Raw genomic sequence first — 17,659 nt, 5'->3', positions numbered from 1 at the left:
GATGAGGAAAGACGTGGTGTCCAAATCAAAGCAGGATAAGCCGCATAGGGCTACTCGCCCGCCTCGTCGTCATCCGGATAAGAGCAAGCAGGACGGCAGCGATCTTTTCTCGCAAGTTCGCATGATGATGAGCGCGTTCTGGGTGTCTCCCGTTCGCAATCAGCTGATCGCCTTGGGAACGGGTATCTTTGTGCTGATCGTTCTCATCGCTATCGGGCAGGTTGCAATCAACCGCTGGAACGTCCCTTTCTATAATGCGCTATCGGACCGCAATCTGAGTGCGTTCTTCCATCAGCTATTAATTTTCTTGGCGATTGCGGGCTCAGTTCTGCTCCTCAATGTGTCACAGACCTGGCTGAACCAGATGTTCAAGCTGAAGCTGCGAGATGGGTTGGCGCGCGATCTGGTTGGTCAGTGGTTGCAGCCGGGGAGGGCGTTTCGACTGGCAAAGGCCGGCGAAATTGGCATCAATCCCGATCAGCGCTTGCAGGAAGATGCGCGCCATCTGGCCGAAACGACGAGCGATCTCGGCATCAATCTGCTGCAGTCGACAGTCATTCTGGTGAGTTTCGTCGGCGTCTTATGGTCGCTTTCAAGCGGCTTTGTCTTCCATGTCTGGGGTTATAGTTTTTCTATTCCCGGTTACATGGTCTGGGCGGCTGTTTTTTATGCGGGCTCTGCGTCGCTGCTTTCGTGGTTCGTCGGTCGCAGTCTCGTCAATCACAATGCCAATCGCTATGCGCGCGAGGCTGATTTCCGCTTCTCGCTGATGCGGGTTAACGAGCATATCGATGCCGTAACACTCGCACGCGGTGAAGCTGATGAGCGCCGCAGGCTGGATCGCGATCTCGATGCCGTTTTGAGCGCGATCAAGAGGATCGTCATTGCGACAACGAACCTCACATGGGTAACTGCTGGCTATGGCTGGTTCACGATTATTGCGCCGATTCTTGTCGCTGCACCGGTCTATTTTTCCGGTGGGCTGACCTTCGGTGGCCTTATGATGGCTGTGGGTGCCTTCACGCAGGTACATAATTCTCTGCGCTGGTTCGTCGATAATTTCGGCGCGATTGCAGACTGGCGTGCAACGCTTTTGCGCGTTGCAAGCTTCCGTCAGGCCATCTTGCGAATGGATGATATCGGCCATATTGATCGCCAGATCACGCTCGAAACGAACGAAGACGAGCGTTTGACCATCGATGGTTTGTCGATTGCGGTGCCTGATGGATGCCTCAATCTTGTTGAGAAGCAAGTAGCGATCAACCCCGGCGAACGTCTGTTTGTGACAGGGGCAACTGAAACCGAGCGCAGCCGGTTCTTCCGTGCTCTTGGTGGTTTGTGGCCGTGGGGAAGCGGACGCATCGGTCTGCCCGCTGGTGACCGCGTGGTGTTTATCCCTCATGCTCCCTATATCCCACCCGGCAACCTGCATGACGCCGTTGTATATCCACTGAATGCTGCCGATTTCTCTAAAAATCAGGTCGCGGAAGTGCTGAAATTCGCGGGGCTGGAGCGTCTGGAGCCACAGATTGATCGTACGTTGCGTTGGGATAGGACGCTCACTGATGACGAGCAGCAAAGCCTGGCACTCGCGCGGCTTGTTCTGCAAAATCCAAGCTGGATCGTGATTGATGGCACATTGGACGGTATGGATGAAGAAGCGCGCAAACGCGCCTATGCAATTTTGACCGGCCCATTAAAAGATGCATCCGTCATTCATATCGGCAAAGGTCTTGGGCATAATGGCTTGTTCACACGCCAACTCCATCTTGAGATGGACTTGCAGGCTGATCCACTTCGCCTGCCGCATCAAACAGAAGCAACGGTCTAGGGTCTGTGGGGAATTAGCTACGGCGGTCTTTTCTCCTGTTCAGGAACAAAATCCGTCGCACGCCACGCCCGAAACCTAATTCCCCGCAGACCCTAGAGCTTATCTAGAAAAGTGCGAAGCGGTTTTCAGTGCAAGATGCGCGCAAAAACAAACAGATAGAGCATTGTCGAGTTCGTGATATTGGTGGCTGCTACCAAAGAAAAAGGCCGCAGATTCTCATCTGCGGCCTTTTTCGTGTCTCTCAGTTTAATTAATCGCGGAAGTAATCCTGCAGCGGACGGACTTCCATCGACCCGGCCTTAAGCGCTGCAATAGCTTCTGCCGCTGCCTCAGCACCAGCCATGGTGGTGTAGTAAGGCAGCTTCTGCATCAGTGTTGCACGGCGGATCGACTTGCTGTCCGAAACAGCGCTTGCGCTGTCGGTCGTGTTGAAGACCAGATGGATCTGACGGTTGCGGATCGCGTCTTCAACGTGCGGACGGCCTTCTATGACCTTGTTGATCTTGGTTGCTTCCACGCCATTGGCGACGAGGAACTGCTGTGTTCCGCCGGTTGCCATTACCTTGAAGCCGATGCTTGCAAGCTTGCGGACTGCACCCAGTACGCGTTCCTTGTCTTCATCGCGAACTGAGACGAAGACCGTTCCTTCGCGCGGCAGTTCAACGCCTGCGCCGAGCTGCGCCTTGGCGAAGGCCAGTGCGTAGTCGTAGTCGAGGCCCATGACTTCACCGGTCGAACGCATTTCAGGTCCGAGCAGCGTATCGACGCCCGGGAAGCGTGCAAATGGGAACACGGCTTCTTTGACCGCGATGTGCGGGCGTGAAGGAGCCTGCGGCTTGCCGCCATACGCGCCGAGCGCTTCTTCAAGGCTTTCGCCAGCCATGATGCGGGCCGCAACCTTGGCAATCGGCGTGCCGATGGTCTTGGCAACGAACGGAACCGTACGCGAAGCGCGCGGGTTCACTTCAAGAATGAAGATTTCGCCGTCCTTGATCGCGAACTGGACGTTCATCAGGCCGCCGACATTGAGTGCCTTGGCAAGAGCTTCGGTCTGACGTTCCAGCTCAGCAACGGTTTCAGCGGAGAGCGAATGAACTGGCAGCGAGCAGGCGCTGTCGCCCGAGTGAATACCAGCTTCTTCGATATGCTCCATGATGCCGGAAACGAAGCTGGTCTTGCCGTCGCAAAGGCAGTCGACGTCCACTTCGATGGCCTGTGTAAGATAGGTATCGAACAGGAGCGGGTTCTTGCCGAGCAGCGTGTTGATCTGACCAGTCTTGTCGTTTGGATACTTGGCCTTGATGTCTTCAGGGACCAGTTCCGGAACGGTATCGAGCAGATAGGCCTGCAGGCTGCGTTCATCATGGATGATCTGCATGGCGCGGCCACCCAGAACATAGGACGGACGAACAACCAGCGGGAAACCAAGGTCTGCTGCGATCAGGCGTGCCTGTTCAACCGAATAGGCAATGCCGTTCTTTGGCTGATTGAGACCGAGCTTGATGAGCAGCTTCTGGAAGCGGTCGCGGTCTTCTGCAAGATCAATCGCGTCAGGCGAAGTGCCGAGGATCGGAATGCCTGCCTTTTCCAGTGCATTTGCAAGCTTGAGCGGGGTCTGGCCACCAAACTGTACGATCACGCCATGCAATGTGCCCTTTTCCTGCTCTACGCGCAGGATTTCCAACACATCTTCAGCTGTAAGCGGTTCAAAGTAGAGGCGGTCGGACGTGTCGTAATCGGTCGAAACTGTTTCCGGGTTGCAGTTGATCATGATGGCTTCGTAATCGGCATCGCCGAGTGCGAAAGCGGCATGACAGCAGCAATAATCGAATTCGATGCCCTGACCGATGCGGTTTGGACCACCGCCGAGAATGACGACCTTCTTGCGATCCGAAACCTGTGCCTCGGAGCGAGGCTGACCGACGAATGGCGTTTCATAGGTCGAGTACATGTAGGCGGTTGGCGAAGCGAATTCTGCAGCGCAGGTATCGATGCGCTTGTAAACCGGATGCACATCAAGTTCACCGCGCAGTTTTGCGATATCCTCTGCGTCCTTTCCCGTCAGGCTGGCGAGGCGCGCATCGGAGAAGCCCATGGCTTTCAGCATACGCAGGTTTTCTGCATCCTGTGGCAGACCGTGTTCGCGAACACGCTCTTCGGTCTTCACAATGGCTTCGATTTGTTCGAGGAACCAAGGATCGATCTTGGACGCATCGTGAACCTGCTCGGTCGTCAAACCAAGGCGCATTGCCTGAGCGACCATGCGCAGACGGTCTGGCGTAGGCGTGCCGATGGCGGCGCGGATCGCGTTCTTTTCATCGCCTTCTTCAATATTTGGAATGGCGATTTCATCAAGACCTGTCAGGCCGGTTTCGAGGCCGCGAAGCGCCTTCTGCAAGCTTTCCTGGAAAGTACGGCCAATGGCCATAACTTCGCCGACCGACTTCATTGCGGTGGTCAGGATTGGCGAAGAGCCCGGGAATTTTTCGAATGCAAAGCGCGGGATTTTGGTGACGACATAGTCGATCGATGGTTCGAACGATGCAGGTGTCGCGCCGCCGGTGATGTCGTTGTCGAGTTCGTCCAGCGTGTAGCCGACAGCAAGCTTGGCCGCGACCTTGGCAATTGGGAAGCCGGTTGCCTTGGAAGCGAGAGCCGAAGAGCGCGACACGCGCGGGTTCATTTCAATCACGATCATGCGGCCATTGGCCGGGTTGATCGCGAACTGTACGTTGGAGCCACCGGTTTCAACGCCGATCTCGCGCAGCACCGCAATCGAGGCGTTACGCATGATCTGGTATTCTTTGTCGGTCAGCGTCAGCGCTGGCGCAACGGTGATCGAGTCGCCGGTATGGACGCCCATAGGATCGAGGTTTTCGATCGAGCAGATGATGATGCAGTTATCCGCCTTGTCGCGGACGACTTCCATTTCATATTCTTTCCAGCCCAGAACCGACTCTTCGATCAGAACTTCAGTGGTTGGCGATGCATCCAGACCACGTTCGATGATCTCAAAAAATTCCTGACGGTTATAAGCGATGCCGCCGCCGGTGCCGCCGAGCGTGAAGCTTGGGCGGATAATGGCAGGCAGGCCGACCACGTCGAGTGCCTGCGCAGCCTTTGCAAGCGCGTGGCTCATGTAGCGCTGCTTGCGTTCAACTTCGCCCAGCTGCCATTCGGTTTCCAGCTTGTCGAGCGCCTTGTCGAGATCATCGCCAGAATACTGCGACTTCACTTCAGCGCGCTTGGCTTCGTGACGCTTGCGGTCTTCGTCCTTAATTTCGGTCGCATTGGCCAGTCGCGATTCTGGCGTGTCGAGACCGATCTTTTCCATTGCTTCGCGGAAAAGGGCGCGGTCTTCTGCCTTGTCGATGGCTTCTGCATGTGCGCCGATCATCTCAACATTGTAGCGCTCAAGAACGCCCATGCGGCGGAGCGACAATGCAGTGTTCAGCGCGGTCTGACCGCCCATGGTTGGCAGCAGTGCGTCAGGACGTTCCTTGGCAATGATCTTGGCGACGACTTCAGGCGTGATTGGTTCGATATAGGTCGCGTCCGCCAGATCAGGATCGGTCATGATCGTAGCTGGATTGGAGTTGACGAGGATGATGCGGTAGCCTTCCTCTTTCAACGCTTTACAGGCCTGCGTGCCGGAATAATCGAACTCGCAAGCCTGGCCGATAACAATGGGGCCCGCGCCGATAATCAGGATCGATTTGATATCTGTACGTTTCGGCATGGGGGCGTTTTCCTTGTTCTTAGCCTGCCAGAAAAGCCCGCACGGTTTACCGGCGGGTTGGCAGAGAGAAATTCTGTGGGCTAAGCTGGCCTTATAGGCAATGATGACCCAAAGCGGAACCCCACAAATGCCCTTATTTAAAAGAAAATGCGGGCATTTACGGAAAATCACAAACAAGCGTCGAGATTGCAACCACTCATTGGTGCGTTTGTTGCAGATACGTGTTTGTTTGTGATCCTCGCTCATTTACTTTTTCTGTTGCCGCGCCAACTGTTTGTGCGACAATTGCTTGCAACAGATTGGTGCTGCCTTCTTAACGGCTGGCACGGTGAAGGGGAGTTGGTCCATGCGTTGGCAAGGCCGTAGACAAAGCGATAATGTTGAGGATGTGCGTGGACAACAAAGTGGCGGCCTCGGCGGCGGCTTTGGTCGCGGTGGCGGCATGGGCGGCGGACCGGGCTTTCGCATCGTTCGCGGCGGCGGCATTTCCGGTATTCTCATTCTCGTTGTGATGTTCTTCGTGTTGCGTGCAATTGGCATTGATCCACTGCCATTCCTGTTTGGTGATGGCAGTATCCAGTCCACGCAGACGCAGCAGAGCAGTGGTCGCACGCCCGCTGAGGGCGGCAAGGTCGCCAATGACGAGGCGACACAATTTGCTCGCACCATTCTCGCTGAAACCGAAGATACATGGAGCGGAATTTTCCAGTCGCGCGGGCAGACATACACACCGCCGACGATGGTTTTATTCTCAGACGGTGTTCGTTCAGCCTGCGGTATGGCTTCGGCGGCTTCGGGGCCATTCTACTGCCCCGGTGATCGTAAGCTTTATATCGATCTGACTTTCTTCAATGAACTGGCCACTAAGTTCGGTGCATCGGGTGATTTCGCCAATGCCTATGTTATTGCGCATGAGGTCGGCCACCATGTTCAGAATCTGCTCGGCATCCTGCCGCGCTTCAACCAGATGCGTCAGCAGATGAGTCAGGCTCAGGCCAACCAGATGTCAGTTCGCGTCGAATTGCAGGCCGATTGTTTTGCTGGCGTCTGGGGATATTACACAAACCAGAAGGGCATTCTGGAAGCTGGCGATCTTGAAGAAGCGATCAATGCTGCGCACCAGATTGGTGACGATACGCTGCAAAAGCGCAGCCAGGGCTACGTCGTTCCTGAAAGCTTCAATCACGGAACGTCTGCACAGCGCGCCAAGTGGTTCCAGCGCGGTTTTCAGAGCGGCAAGATCGAATCCTGCGATACTTTTAGCGGCGATGTTTGATCGCTTAAGCCGATATAAACAACGAAAAAAGCCGGGATCAAATCCCGGCTTTTTCTTTTCTTAACAGAGTTTTAAATAGTAAATCTAGAGCGTTGATTCACGCAGCCTCTTCGCGTTCTGGCAGAAGAGCTTCGCCCTTCTTTTCGCGGATCAGATTGATGAAGCGACGGAAGAGATAGTGGCTATCCTGCGGGCCGGGAGAAGCTTCCGGATGGTGCTGTACGGAGAACACCGGCTTGCCGATGACGCGCAGGCCGCAATTGGTGCCGTCGAACAGCGATACATGCGTTTCTTCTACATGGTCTGGCAGGCTGTCGGAATCGACCGCGAAGCCGTGGTTCATCGAAACAATCTCAACCTTACCGGTGGTGTAATCCTTGACCGGATGGTTTGCGCCGTGATGGCCCTGATGCATCTTCTCGGTTTTAGCGCCGAGTGCCAGTGCCAGCATCTGGTGTCCAAGGCAGATGCCGAAAACAGGCAGTTCGCTATCAACCAGCTTCTGGATCGTTGGCACAGCATATTCACCGGTGGCAGCCGGATCGCCAGGACCGTTCGAAAGGAAGATGCCGTCTGGATTATAGGCCAGTACATCTTCTGCAGTAGCGGTTGCAGGCAGAACCGTGACCTTCGCGCCGAGGCCGGAAAGCAGACGCAGAATGTTACGCTTCACGCCGAAGTCGAGTGCTACGACATGATACTGGTTGTCGGCCTGTTCGCTATAGCCTTCGCCCAGTGTCCACGGGGTCTGGTCCCAGGTCAGGCTCTGACCGATGGTGACATCCTTTGCCAGATCGAGATTTTCCAGACCGCTCCAGTTTGCAGCGCGGGCCTTGAGAGCGTCGATGTCGAACTTACCTTCAGGATCATGTGCGATGACGGCATTCTGCGCGCCGCGCTCACGGATCAGCGATGTGAGGGCGCGGGTATCGATGCCGGCGAGCGCGATGACGCCGCGGTTTTTGAGCCAGGTGTTGAGGTCTTCCGATGAACGGAAGTTCGAAGGCGTTGTGATGTCTGCCTTGAAGATCGCGCCGACTGCGCCGTAGCGATTGGCTGGCGTCAGGTCTTCGATGTCTTCAGCATTCGCACCGACATTGCCGATATGCGGGAAGGTGAAGGTCACGATCTGTCCGGCATAGGATGGATCGGTCAGGATTTCTTCATAACCGGTGAGGGCGGTGTTGAAGACCACTTCTGCTTCAATCGCGCCGGTTGCGCCAAGGCCCTGACCTTCGATAACGGTTCCGTCTGCCAGAACCAGAATGGCGGTTCGCTTGGTCGTCGTCCAGGGTGCGGTTTTCGATGTGGCTTCGGTCATAGGTGCACTCCTGTGTGGTTTCGCGGCTGCCGTCTGGCGCACGTTTCGAGTTTATCAGTATGCGACATGCGCCTGTTTTCAGCCAGCCAGTTGAGAGGCTGCTTGAAAACTGGAACTTTTAGAGCCATATACGCGCCAAAAAGCAGCGGGGTTAAAAACCTTCCGCCGTGAGCACATGCCGATGTCCTGCTAAGCCTCGAGCAATAGAGAAAGTTGGGCGCGGGGTCAATCGTCTTGATCCATTGTTTCCGGTAATATCGGCGATAATTGCCGAGTTTTTACTTGTGGGATGATGGTTTCGACAGCTCGGCGGATATGCAGCATTGCTGTATAGCTATATTTCTTACCTAACCGTCAGGAGAGACGTTATGCTTCGCCAGGAGATTTCTCAGGCACTTACCAATGCAATGAAGGCACAGGATAAGCTGCGCTTGTCGACACTGCGTCTGATTATGGCTGCGGTTAAGGACCGTGACATTGCTAATCGCGGCGCTGGCAAAGATCCGGTTGGCGACGAGGAACTGCTTGGCATTCTCGGAAAGATGGTCAAGCAGCGCGAAGAATCCGCGCGCATCTATGAAGAAGGCAATCGTATTGAGCTCGCTGAAGGCGAACGTCAGGAAATTGCGATCCTCAATGATTTCCTGCCAACGCAGATGAGCGATGATGAGATCAAGACGGCTTGTGAAACGGTTATTGCAGATATCGGTGCGCAGGGCCTTCGCGATATGGGCAAGGTCATGGCCGCATTGAAAGAACGCTATGCAGGCCAGATGGACTTCACCAAAGCCAGCGCTCTGGTGAAGACACTGCTTCAATAGAAGCGCCTTTGTTGTGAATAAAAAAGCCCCGCTTCTGCGGGGCTTTTTGTTAGCTTTGTTTCGCTGTCTTCAAGCGGGTTGCACTGAGCAGTCCTTGTTCTTCGAGAACCGGATATGCCATCGATGCCAGCAATGAATTGATCTGCTTGAGATCGCGAATGGTGTCGAGATGGATGGTGCTTGTTTCGATACTGCGCGTTGAGCCTTCGCGAAGGCGCGAGAAGTGACGCATACTCGTCTGCTTTTCGAGATCGCGCAGGTTGTCTTTCTCCTGAACCAACAGGCGCGCCGTGCGACCATCACGCGAAACAATCACGTTGAAAGCCATATGCGCGTTGGCCAGCACCATGGCATGGAAGTGGCTCAGCTCCTTCCAGCCTTCCTCGGTGAATTCGAGATTGTGGTCCATCTTCTTTTGCACATGCGCAAGCATGTTGCGGACGATGATGTCGCCTACCTGTTCGAGCTTGACGCAGGCACCCATCAGCTCCTGCATACGGAGTGCTTCAAACTCATCAAGATCCTTGCTTGCAAGCCTGGTGAGATAAAGCTTGATCGCCGCATGTTTCTTGTCGACCCGATCATCGAGTGCTGCGAGTTCATTAATGCGGGCCTGATCCGGCTTCTCGTAAAGGTCGATAATGCGGCGCAGCATTACTTCAATCGTGTCGCAGACGCCCACAACTTCGCGCGTTGCATTGGCAAGCGCCTGCGAAGGGCGGTCAAGAACGGCATTATCGAGCGCGCTGTACTCTTCGACCTCGATTGGCTGAACGGGGGCATTCTTGTCCGAGTTGAGATGCACCAATGCTTCTGTTGCTCGCAGAACCAGGCCAGACAATGGAATGCCCGCAAGCATGATGATGACATTGAACAGGATATGCGCGTTGACTACCTGCGAGACAGGGTCGCCGCCGAGGAAACCGAGCGAAGGCTTGAAGCTTTCAAACAGCACCAGCATGATCATCGAACCTGCACCGCGCATCAGCAAATTGCCGAGCGGGACGACGCGAGTTTCGGGTGGCGCGTTGCGGGTCAGAATTGGGGCAATAATGGACGAGCCGAGATTGACACCCAGCACCATGATAACTGCAAGCTCCGGCGTGATTAGTCCCCGGGACGCGAATGTGGTCAGCAGGATGACGCCTGCAATGCTCGAATGGAACAACCAGGTCATCAGTGCGGCCAGAAGATAAGTCGTCACCGGATCGCTGGAGAGATAATCTACGATAATTGGCAGTAGCTCGCTCTGACGCAGCGGCTCGGTGGCCTGTCCTGTCATTTCCAGAGACATGATGAGCAGGCCGATGCCGACGAGGATGCGGCCAATCTGGCGCCAGTCCCGTCGCTCGGTGGTCATGAAAATGGCGGTGCCCGAAACAAGGCAGAGCGGCACAAGCAAGGTCAGATCATAGCTCAGGATCTTGACGACAAGCGCCGATCCAAGTTCGCCACCGCGCACAGCCATCAAGCCCGCAACGCCGCTCACAATGCCTGATCCGACAAAAGAGCCGACCAAAAGTGTGACTGCGGTGGAACTTTGCAGGGCAATTGCCATGACAAGGCCGAAGGCTATCGCCAGCAGCGGGTTCTGCATCTGATTGCGCAGACGACGGCGTAGCCGATCACCATAGGCGCGCTCCACACCCGTTCGCACCATGCGGGTCGCCCAAAGAAGGAGAGCAACAGCACCAGCAAGATGCAAAAGGACAAGAGAACCGTTCATTGGAACTCCTTTCGGGTTGGAGATTGGGGGATCAAATTTTTCAATTAAGTCTAAACAACAAAAAGAGAAAAAATATGTTCCGGCTAATTATATTAATGAGGGAATATGAGCCTGAAATCCCTCTAAATCAAGCGGCGTCGCTTCAATGTGAAAGATATGTGACAGTTTTATGACATATCGGGCGACGCAGTCCTTATGTACTGCGGACTGTGATTAGCGGGGAGGGCCGCTTCTGTGTCATGGACTGCGTGTTCGCGCGCGCCTATATATGCTGAAGAACAAATTGCCTGCTGAGCTGAAAGAGACAATCGTAATGCGTTTTCCGCCTTCCTTTCTCGATGAGATCCGAGATCGCGTGCCGATCTCGACGCTGATCGGAACGCGCGTTTCGTTTGATCGGAAAAAGAGCAATCCGCCGAAGGGTGATTTCTGGGGCTGTTGCCCGTTCCATGGCGAAAAAACGCCAAGCTTCCACTGCGAAGACCGTAAGGGACGTTACCACTGTTTCGGTTGCGGAGTAACCGGCGATCACTTCAAATTTCTGACCGAGCTGGAAGGTGCAAGCTTTCCTGAAGCGGTGGAGCGCGTCGCTGACATGGCCGGTGTGCCGATGCCCGCGCGCGATCCGGAAATGGAAAAGCGCGAAGCGCAGCGCGCATCGCTTTATGATGTGATGGAACTTGCAGCGCAGTTTTTTGAAAGCCAGCTGCAGGTTGCTGCAGGCGCAAAGGCGCGTGCTTATCTGCGCGATCGCGGACTTTCCAGCGCAACACAGCAGACTTTTCGCATTGGCTATGCGCCGGAATCGCGCAATGCGTTGAAAGAGTTTCTGGCGGGCAAAGGTATAGCGAAAGATCAGATCGAAGCCTGCGGTCTCGTTGTCCATGGTGAAGGCATTGCGGTTTCCTATGATCGTTTCCGTGATCGTATCATGTTCCCGATTGAGGATTTGCGCGGACGCATTGTCGCTTTTGGTGGTCGTGCGCTTTCGGCTGATGCCCCTGCAAAATACCTCAATTCACCGGAAACCGAGCTGTTTCATAAGGGCCGCATTCTTTATAATGGCCTCCGTGCACGCAAGGCGTGTCAGCCACAGGGCGGCGAACCGGCAAAGCCGATCATCGCTGTTGAAGGCTATATGGATGTGATTGCGCTGGCACAGGCGGGCATTGAGCAGGCCGTGGCGCCGCTCGGAACTGCACTGACAGAAGAGCAGCTTGAATTGCTCTGGCGCATCAGTCCTGAACCAATCCTCTGCTTTGACGGCGATGGCGCAGGTGTTCGTGCAGCCTATCGTGCGGCTGATCTGGCATTGCCTACGTTGCAGCCGGGTAAATCGTTGCGTTTCGCCATGCTTCCCGAAGGGCAGGACCCGGACGATCTGGTGAAGGCAGAAGGTCCGTCAGCGTTTTATTCCGTTTTGCGTGATGCCAAACCGCTGGTCGATATGGTCTGGACGCGTGAGACTGCCAGCGGCGTTTACGACACCCCGGAGCGCCGTGCGGAACTGGAAGCGCGTTTGCGCGAAATCACCAGCCGCATCGCAAATGAGGACATTCGGCGCCATTATAGCCAGGAAATGCGTGACAGAGCTCAGGCATTTTTTGGGCAGCGACGGCAAAATAATGGCGGAAATACGTTTAATCGTGGCAAAGATAAGGCGCGAAGCCCTCAGCAAGGTCGCGGCGGTGCTGCCTTTGGCGGTCGTCTGTCGTTTTCTGACAGTCTGACGCGCTCCAACATGGTCAAAGGCCGCAACGCGCCGCTGCGCGAAACGGCAATCGTTTTGATGCTGCTTAACCATCCTCGTCTGATCGAAGAAGATTTTGAGACGATGGCCGCACTTGATCTTGAGCACGATGCTTTGAAGGTATTGCATCTGGCAATGCTGGATGTGCTGGCCTCCAATCATGTTGAAGATGGCTATGCGATGCGCAAGGCGCTGGTTGCGGCGGGGCATGTCGAATTGATCGAGACGCTTGAAGCTGTTGTCAGGCGCACCCGCGAGTGGACGGCCACGGCGCAGGCCGCCGAGGATGATGTTCGTGAAGCCTTAAAACAGGCGCTTCACTTGCATCAGCGGGCGCGCACCCTACATAGGGAGTTGCGCGCTGTCGAAGCATCGCTTGATAGTGATGAAACGGGTGAAATTTTCGCCCGACTTATTGATATTCAGAAACAGATTGCTCAGGCAGAAGCAACCGAAGCCCTCATTGACGGGTTTGGACTTTCATCGGGACGCGCACCGGGAAGTTCGTGATTTCAGTCATGCTGCCTGCAATCAGGTAAACGCGTAACGGTTTAAAGTCACAGACCCCGAATCACCTGGAAACGGCGAAAGACTTCAAACTGCCGGAAATGGCGGGTTTGTGGGAATTTGGGGCGTTGAAAAGGGCCGAGAACGCGCCGCGACAATAAATGATTCGCTTTTTAGACCCGAATCAGGTGAGTCGCTCTTGACGTGCGGCACAAATGACGGAATCACGACAGTTCGAGCAAGGATTAAAGAACTGATATTGATAAACGTTCCCTAAGTGGACTCCTGAAATCAGCCTTGATGGGCGATAGTAAAAGACCGGGCAGGGCCTTGAAGGCGACCATTGATCCCGGATCTACCCACAAGAATTTGGAGACGACAGGGTCCGTTAATACCGGCAGGGTTAATCCGGCATTAACGTGAAATCAGCTATTCGCAGAATCAACAGTTAAACGGCGCTCTCGCAAAACCGTTTGACCACTCTATATATCTTAGAAGCGACCGGTGTCGCCTGGAGACGAGCAATATGGCAACGAAGGTTAAGGAAAACGAAGAAGCCGAAGTCGAGCGCGAAGGTGCGACCGACGGGCCGCTTCTCGACCTTTCTGACGATGCTGTCAAGAAGATGATCAAGCTCGCGAAGAAGCGCGGCTACGTCACTATGGACGAGCTGAATGCCGTGCTGCCTTCCGAGGAAGTGACATCCGAGCAGATCGAAGACACGATGGCCATGCTTTCGGACATGGGTATCAACGTCGTTGAAGACGACGAACAGGAAAACGATCGCGACGACAACAGCGACGACGACAATGAAGAAGGTGGCGATCTGGTCGAATCGACCGGAACGGCTGTTGCTGCCACCACTACCAAGAAAGAGCCGACTGATCGTACGGACGATCCGGTGCGCATGTATCTGCGCGAAATGGGTTCCGTCGAGCTTCTGTCACGCGAAGGCGAAATCGCCATCGCAAAGCGCATTGAAGCCGGTCGTGAAACGATGATTGCAGGGCTTTGCGAAAGCCCGCTGACATTCCAGGCGATCATCATCTGGCGTGAACAGCTGAATGAATCCAACATTCTGCTGCGTGAAATCATCGACCTTGAAACCACTTATGCCGGACCGGAAGCCAAGCAGGCTCCGATTGTCGAGCGCGTGGAAGAAGAAAAGCCGCGTGATGACAAGGGTCCGCGCCGTTCGCGTGATGACGACGACATTACCAATGTCGGCGGTGACATGCCTGCGGAAGAGGAAGAAGAAGACGAGGATGAAGCCAACCTGTCGCTGGCGGCTATGGAAGCCGAACTGCGCCCACAGGTCATGGAAACACTCGATCTGATCGCAGATACCTATCGCAAGCTGCGTAAGCTGCAGGACCAGCAGGTTGAAAGCCGTCTGGCTGCTGCCGCTGATCTGTCTTCCAGCCAGGAACGTCGTTACAAGGAACTGAAGGATCAGCTGATCAAGGCGGTTAAGTCGCTTTCGCTGAACCAGAACCGTATCGAACAGCTGGTTGAACAGCTTTACGACATCAACAAGCGTCTCGTTCAGAACGAAGGCAAGCTGCTGCGTCTGGCTGAATCGTTTGGCGTGCGTCGTGAAGAGTTCCTGAAGGAATATCAGGGTCACGAACTTGATCCAAAGTGGGTTGAGCGCGTCGGCACTCTGGCTGCTCGCGGCTGGAAAGACTTCGCCACGAAGGAAGAACGCACGATTGATCGTCTGCGTTCGGAAATTCAGATGTTGGCTACTGAAACCGCGATTTCGATTGGCGAATTCCGTCGCATCGTCAATCAGGTTCAGAAGGGCGAACGCGAAGCAACCATCGCCAAGAAGGAAATGGTGGAAGCCAACCTTCGTCTCGTTATCTCGATTGCCAAGAAGTACACCAATCGTGGCCTTCAGTTCCTTGATCTTATTCAGGAAGGCAATATCGGTCTGATGAAGGCGGTCGATAAGTTCGAATATCGCCGTGGTTACAAGTTCTCGACCTATGCGACCTGGTGGATCCGTCAGGCGATCACCCGTTCGATTGCCGATCAGGCCCGCACCATACGTATTCCGGTGCATATGATCGAAACGATCAACAAGATCGTTCGTACCTCGCGCCAGATGCTGCATGAAATCGGTCGTGAACCAACGCCGGAAGAATTGGCTGAAAAGCTGGCCATGCCGCTTGAAAAAGTGCGCAAGGTTCTGAAAATCGCCAAAGAACCAATTTCGCTTGAAACGCCAGTTGGTGATGAAGAAGATTCACACCTGGGCGATTTCATCGAAGACAAGAATGCGCTGCTGCCAATTGATGCGGCCATTCAGGCAAACCTTCGCGATACGACGACCCGCGTTCTCGCATCGCTTACACCGCGTGAAGAACGCGTGCTGCGTATGCGTTTCGGTATCGGCATGAACACTGACCATACGCTTGAAGAAGTCGGTCAGCAGTTCTCGGTAACGCGCGAACGTATCCGTCAGATTGAAGCGAAGGCACTGCGCAAGCTCAAGCATCCGAGCCGCTCGCGCAAGCTGCGTTCGTTCCTCGACAGCTAATAACTCCTCGCCCGATGCCGGATACGGTTTCGGGCGATTTTTATAAAGAGGGAGCGTTATGTCTTTTCTGAAGCGTCTTTTTGGCGGTGGCTCTGTTGAAGAAACCCCAGCAGCACCGAAAGAAGCTGGGCGTCTTGAACACAAAGACTTTCTGATCATCGCGACGCCTTACAGCGAAGGCGGCCAGTATCAGGTTTGCGGTGTTATCTCGAAGACGATCAATGGTGAGCTGAAAGAACATCGCTTTGTGCGCGCTGATCGCTGCCCTGGCATTGAAGATGCCGCGAGCATTTCGCTTAATAAGGGTCGTCAGATCGTGGATGAGCAGGGCGAAGCTATCTTCCGCTAAGCGAACTACAATAAATTGAAAAAGCCGCGCATGAACACTGCGCGGCTTTTTTGTATGCCCTAGTTATTTATTATCTCATTATCCTACGCAAAAGGGCGCACGGCGCTCCACAGCATCGGCCCGAAGATCGGAATCGATTTTCGGAAAGCACGATGCGTAGATTCGATAGTTTAGAGCGTCCTTTGTGCGTCCGAATGGACGCACGGCGCTCTAATGCGGGTGGCAGACGAAGCCGACCATCTTTCGAACCACTGGCAGGATGGCAAGCAGGACCGGGAAGGCTATTGCCCAGGACAGAGCCCACGAAGTCATCCAGCTATAGGCCAGATCAGGGTGGGCAAAGCCAAGGCTTTTCGCCGTTGCGATCAGCGAGACGACGAAGGTCATCATGACCGAAAGAATGAATGGCATCACAATAGATGCATAACGCGCTGGCAGTTTTCTGCGGCGTGACCCGTTAAACTGAGACATATGTATTCCTGAATATTATGCGGGGAACGCGCAACGAAACATCAAAGCGGATAGCCGTTCCCAGCTAAATTGATGCGTTGCCTAACGTAAGACGCTTACGGTCATAAGGATGACGAAGGTTGTCTAACGCAAGAATGCTCAGCATTCAATAGGGAAGGGCGGCGATTTGCCCATGCCCAAAAGTATCTAATTGCACTATATGCAGCGTCATGGATAAGAAACCCTTCTGGCAAACCAAATCTCTAGAGCAGCTCAACCGACAGGAATGGGAAAGCCTGTGCGATGGATGTGGTCAGTGCTGCCTGCATAAATTGCTGGATGACGACACTGAGGAAGTCTACTGGACGACTGTTGCCTGTACACTTCTGGACGCGGAGAGCTGCAAGTGCAGCGACTATCCGAACCGTCGCAAAACGGTGCCGGATTGTGTGTTCCTGACGCCTGAGATCGTTCATGAAGTCAATTGGCTTCCGGCTACCTGTGCTTATCGCTTGGTTGCAGAAGGTGCTGATCTCTATTGGTGGCACCCACTGGTATCAGGTTCGCCAGATACGATCTACGAAGCCGGCGTCTCCGTTCGCGGCAAGGTGACGGCTTTTGATCATGAACTCAAGGATGAAGAAGAATACATCCAGCACATGGTGCCATTGGATTAATCGTCTTATTAGGGTGCATTAAGTAAGTTTAATGTTCGGTCTTTGGCGATTTTGGTTTGGCGCTACTTTCAACTTAAGTGAGTGTTTTATATTATTTTTATGAGGATGCGTTGTATCGGTCCTTGGCGGTGTTTACCAAACTGAACGCTATATGAACGTGAACTTGGCTTTCCGTTCATGTTCGATGGCCTACTTATCGGATGTCTCAGGTGAAGATCACCTGATAAAAGTTCGAAAGGGTTTTAAGATGTCCGCAATGTCGCTCAAGTCATTCGTTGTCACTGCTGCAATCGGTTTCGCTGCCGTCTTCACCGCTGGTGCTTCGGCAAATGCTGCATCGCCTGCATCAGTGCCTGCGGTCAGCACCGCAGCGCATTCGCCTGTGATCAACATCGATTATCGTGGTAATCGTCATCATGGACGTCCTGCCTATCGCGGTCCGGCCTGCTCGGTTGAAGGCGCCAAGATGAAGGCACACCGCATGGGTATTCGTAACGCACGCGTTGCTTATCGCGGAAAATCAGTGCAGGTGCGCGGCTTCCGCCATGGTCGCCCGACCGGCGTTGTATTCGCCAATGTACGCGGTTGCCCAATCATCCGTTAGTCGGACCTCGTGACTAAACAAAAAGCCAGCCTGAAACTCAGGCTGGCTTTTTCTGTTGTCTTA

The 17,659-nt window shown here is 54.3% G+C and carries 12 protein-coding genes; 8 read left to right on the top strand and 4 right to left on the bottom strand.

Translation table 11 applies throughout. From position 1 onward, the window contains the following. The first annotated feature begins 13 nt into the window (after positions 1–13). Complete coding sequence (locus KMS41_07385) at positions 14–1,831, top strand: ABC transporter ATP-binding protein/permease (GenBank protein ID QWK76934.1); 1,818 nt, start codon at positions 14–16, stop codon at positions 1,829–1,831. A gap of 250 nt (positions 1,832–2,081) precedes the next feature. Here the strand turns inward: KMS41_07385 and carB are convergent, their stop codons facing one another. After that, positions 2,082–5,570, bottom strand: a complete 3,489-nt coding sequence (gene carB, locus KMS41_07380) for a carbamoyl-phosphate synthase large subunit (GenBank protein QWK76933.1) — start codon at positions 5,568–5,570, stop codon at positions 2,082–2,084. A 346-nt stretch (positions 5,571–5,916) separates the two neighbouring features. Here carB and KMS41_07375 point away from each other — a divergent pair, with 346 nt between their 5' ends. Then, a complete protein-coding gene (locus KMS41_07375; GenBank protein ID QWK76932.1) occupies positions 5,917–6,846 on the top strand; it encodes a zinc metallopeptidase in 930 nt (309 codons plus the stop codon). A gap of 97 nt (positions 6,847–6,943) precedes the next feature. On the opposite strand, the gene carA is transcribed toward KMS41_07375, so the two are convergent. Next, positions 6,944–8,167 (bottom strand): glutamine-hydrolyzing carbamoyl-phosphate synthase small subunit, encoded by a 1,224-nt coding sequence (gene carA, locus KMS41_07370; GenBank protein ID QWK76931.1) that lies wholly within the window; start codon positions 8,165–8,167, stop codon positions 6,944–6,946. A gap of 368 nt (positions 8,168–8,535) precedes the next feature. On the opposite strand from carA, the gene KMS41_07365 reads away from it, so the two are divergent. Then, complete coding sequence (locus KMS41_07365; GenBank protein ID QWK76930.1) at positions 8,536–8,988, top strand: GatB/YqeY domain-containing protein; 453 nt, start codon at positions 8,536–8,538, stop codon at positions 8,986–8,988. Between the two features lie 49 nt (positions 8,989–9,037). On the opposite strand, the gene KMS41_07360 is transcribed toward KMS41_07365, so the two are convergent. Beyond that, the gene (locus tag KMS41_07360) at positions 9,038–10,714 is read right to left on the bottom strand and encodes a Na/Pi cotransporter family protein (GenBank protein ID QWK76929.1); all 1,677 of its coding nucleotides are present in this window, start codon (positions 10,712–10,714) and stop codon (positions 9,038–9,040) included. 313 nt (positions 10,715–11,027) lie between these two features. Here KMS41_07360 and dnaG point away from each other — a divergent pair, with 313 nt between their 5' ends. The 3 genes from dnaG (at position 11,028) to KMS41_07345 (ending at position 15,865) form a co-directional block, all read left to right on the top strand. Next, a complete protein-coding gene (dnaG, locus tag KMS41_07355) occupies positions 11,028–12,974 on the top strand; it encodes a DNA primase (GenBank protein QWK76928.1) in 1,947 nt (648 codons plus the stop codon). A 523-nt stretch (positions 12,975–13,497) separates the two neighbouring features. Beyond that, a complete protein-coding gene (rpoD, locus tag KMS41_07350; protein QWK76927.1) occupies positions 13,498–15,516 on the top strand; it encodes an RNA polymerase sigma factor RpoD in 2,019 nt (672 codons plus the stop codon). Between the two features lie 58 nt (positions 15,517–15,574). Then, on the top strand, positions 15,575–15,865 hold the full coding sequence (locus KMS41_07345) for a hypothetical protein (protein QWK76926.1): 291 nt from the start codon (positions 15,575–15,577) through the stop codon (positions 15,863–15,865). A 210-nt stretch (positions 15,866–16,075) separates the two neighbouring features. Here KMS41_07345 and KMS41_07340 read toward each other — a convergent pair whose 3' ends face one another. Next, positions 16,076–16,336 carry a DUF2798 domain-containing protein gene (locus KMS41_07340; GenBank protein QWK76925.1) on the bottom strand — a complete coding sequence of 87 codons (261 nt, stop codon included), beginning with the start codon at positions 16,334–16,336 and terminating at the stop codon, positions 16,076–16,078. Between the two features lie 209 nt (positions 16,337–16,545). Between KMS41_07340 and KMS41_07335 the strand changes: the two genes are divergently transcribed. Then, entirely contained in the window at positions 16,546–16,992 is a 447-nt protein-coding gene (locus KMS41_07335) for a YcgN family cysteine cluster protein (GenBank protein ID QWK76924.1), read from the top strand. 247 nt (positions 16,993–17,239) lie between these two features. Continuing rightward, entirely contained in the window at positions 17,240–17,596 is a 357-nt protein-coding gene (locus tag KMS41_07330; protein QWK76923.1) for an antifreeze protein, read from the top strand. Positions 17,597–17,659: the final 63 nt, after the last annotated feature.

Source organism: Ochrobactrum sp. BTU1, assembly GCA_018798825.1.
Classification (GTDB): domain Bacteria; phylum Pseudomonadota; class Alphaproteobacteria; order Rhizobiales; family Rhizobiaceae; genus Brucella.
Note: the sequence above shows the minus strand (reverse complement) of the source record. Positions and strands in the feature narration are given on the sequence as shown.

Coding starts and splice junctions, on each gene's coding strand:
- carB (QWK76933.1), bottom strand. CDS start 5,570: ATGCCGAAACGTACAGATATCAAATCGATCCTGATTATCGGCGCGGGC.
- KMS41_07375 (QWK76932.1), top strand. CDS start 5,917: ATGCGTTGGCAAGGCCGTAGACAAAGCGATAATGTTGAGGATGTGCGT.
- carA (QWK76931.1), bottom strand. CDS start 8,167: ATGACCGAAGCCACATCGAAAACCGCACCCTGGACGACGACCAAGCGA.
- KMS41_07365 (QWK76930.1), top strand. CDS start 8,536: ATGCTTCGCCAGGAGATTTCTCAGGCACTTACCAATGCAATGAAGGCA.
- KMS41_07360 (QWK76929.1), bottom strand. CDS start 10,714: ATGAACGGTTCTCTTGTCCTTTTGCATCTTGCTGGTGCTGTTGCTCTC.
- dnaG (QWK76928.1), top strand. CDS start 11,028: ATGCGTTTTCCGCCTTCCTTTCTCGATGAGATCCGAGATCGCGTGCCG.
- rpoD (QWK76927.1), top strand. CDS start 13,498: ATGGCAACGAAGGTTAAGGAAAACGAAGAAGCCGAAGTCGAGCGCGAA.
- KMS41_07345 (QWK76926.1), top strand. CDS start 15,575: ATGTCTTTTCTGAAGCGTCTTTTTGGCGGTGGCTCTGTTGAAGAAACC.
- KMS41_07340 (QWK76925.1), bottom strand. CDS start 16,336: ATGTCTCAGTTTAACGGGTCACGCCGCAGAAAACTGCCAGCGCGTTAT.
- KMS41_07335 (QWK76924.1), top strand. CDS start 16,546: ATGGATAAGAAACCCTTCTGGCAAACCAAATCTCTAGAGCAGCTCAAC.
- KMS41_07330 (QWK76923.1), top strand. CDS start 17,240: ATGTCCGCAATGTCGCTCAAGTCATTCGTTGTCACTGCTGCAATCGGT.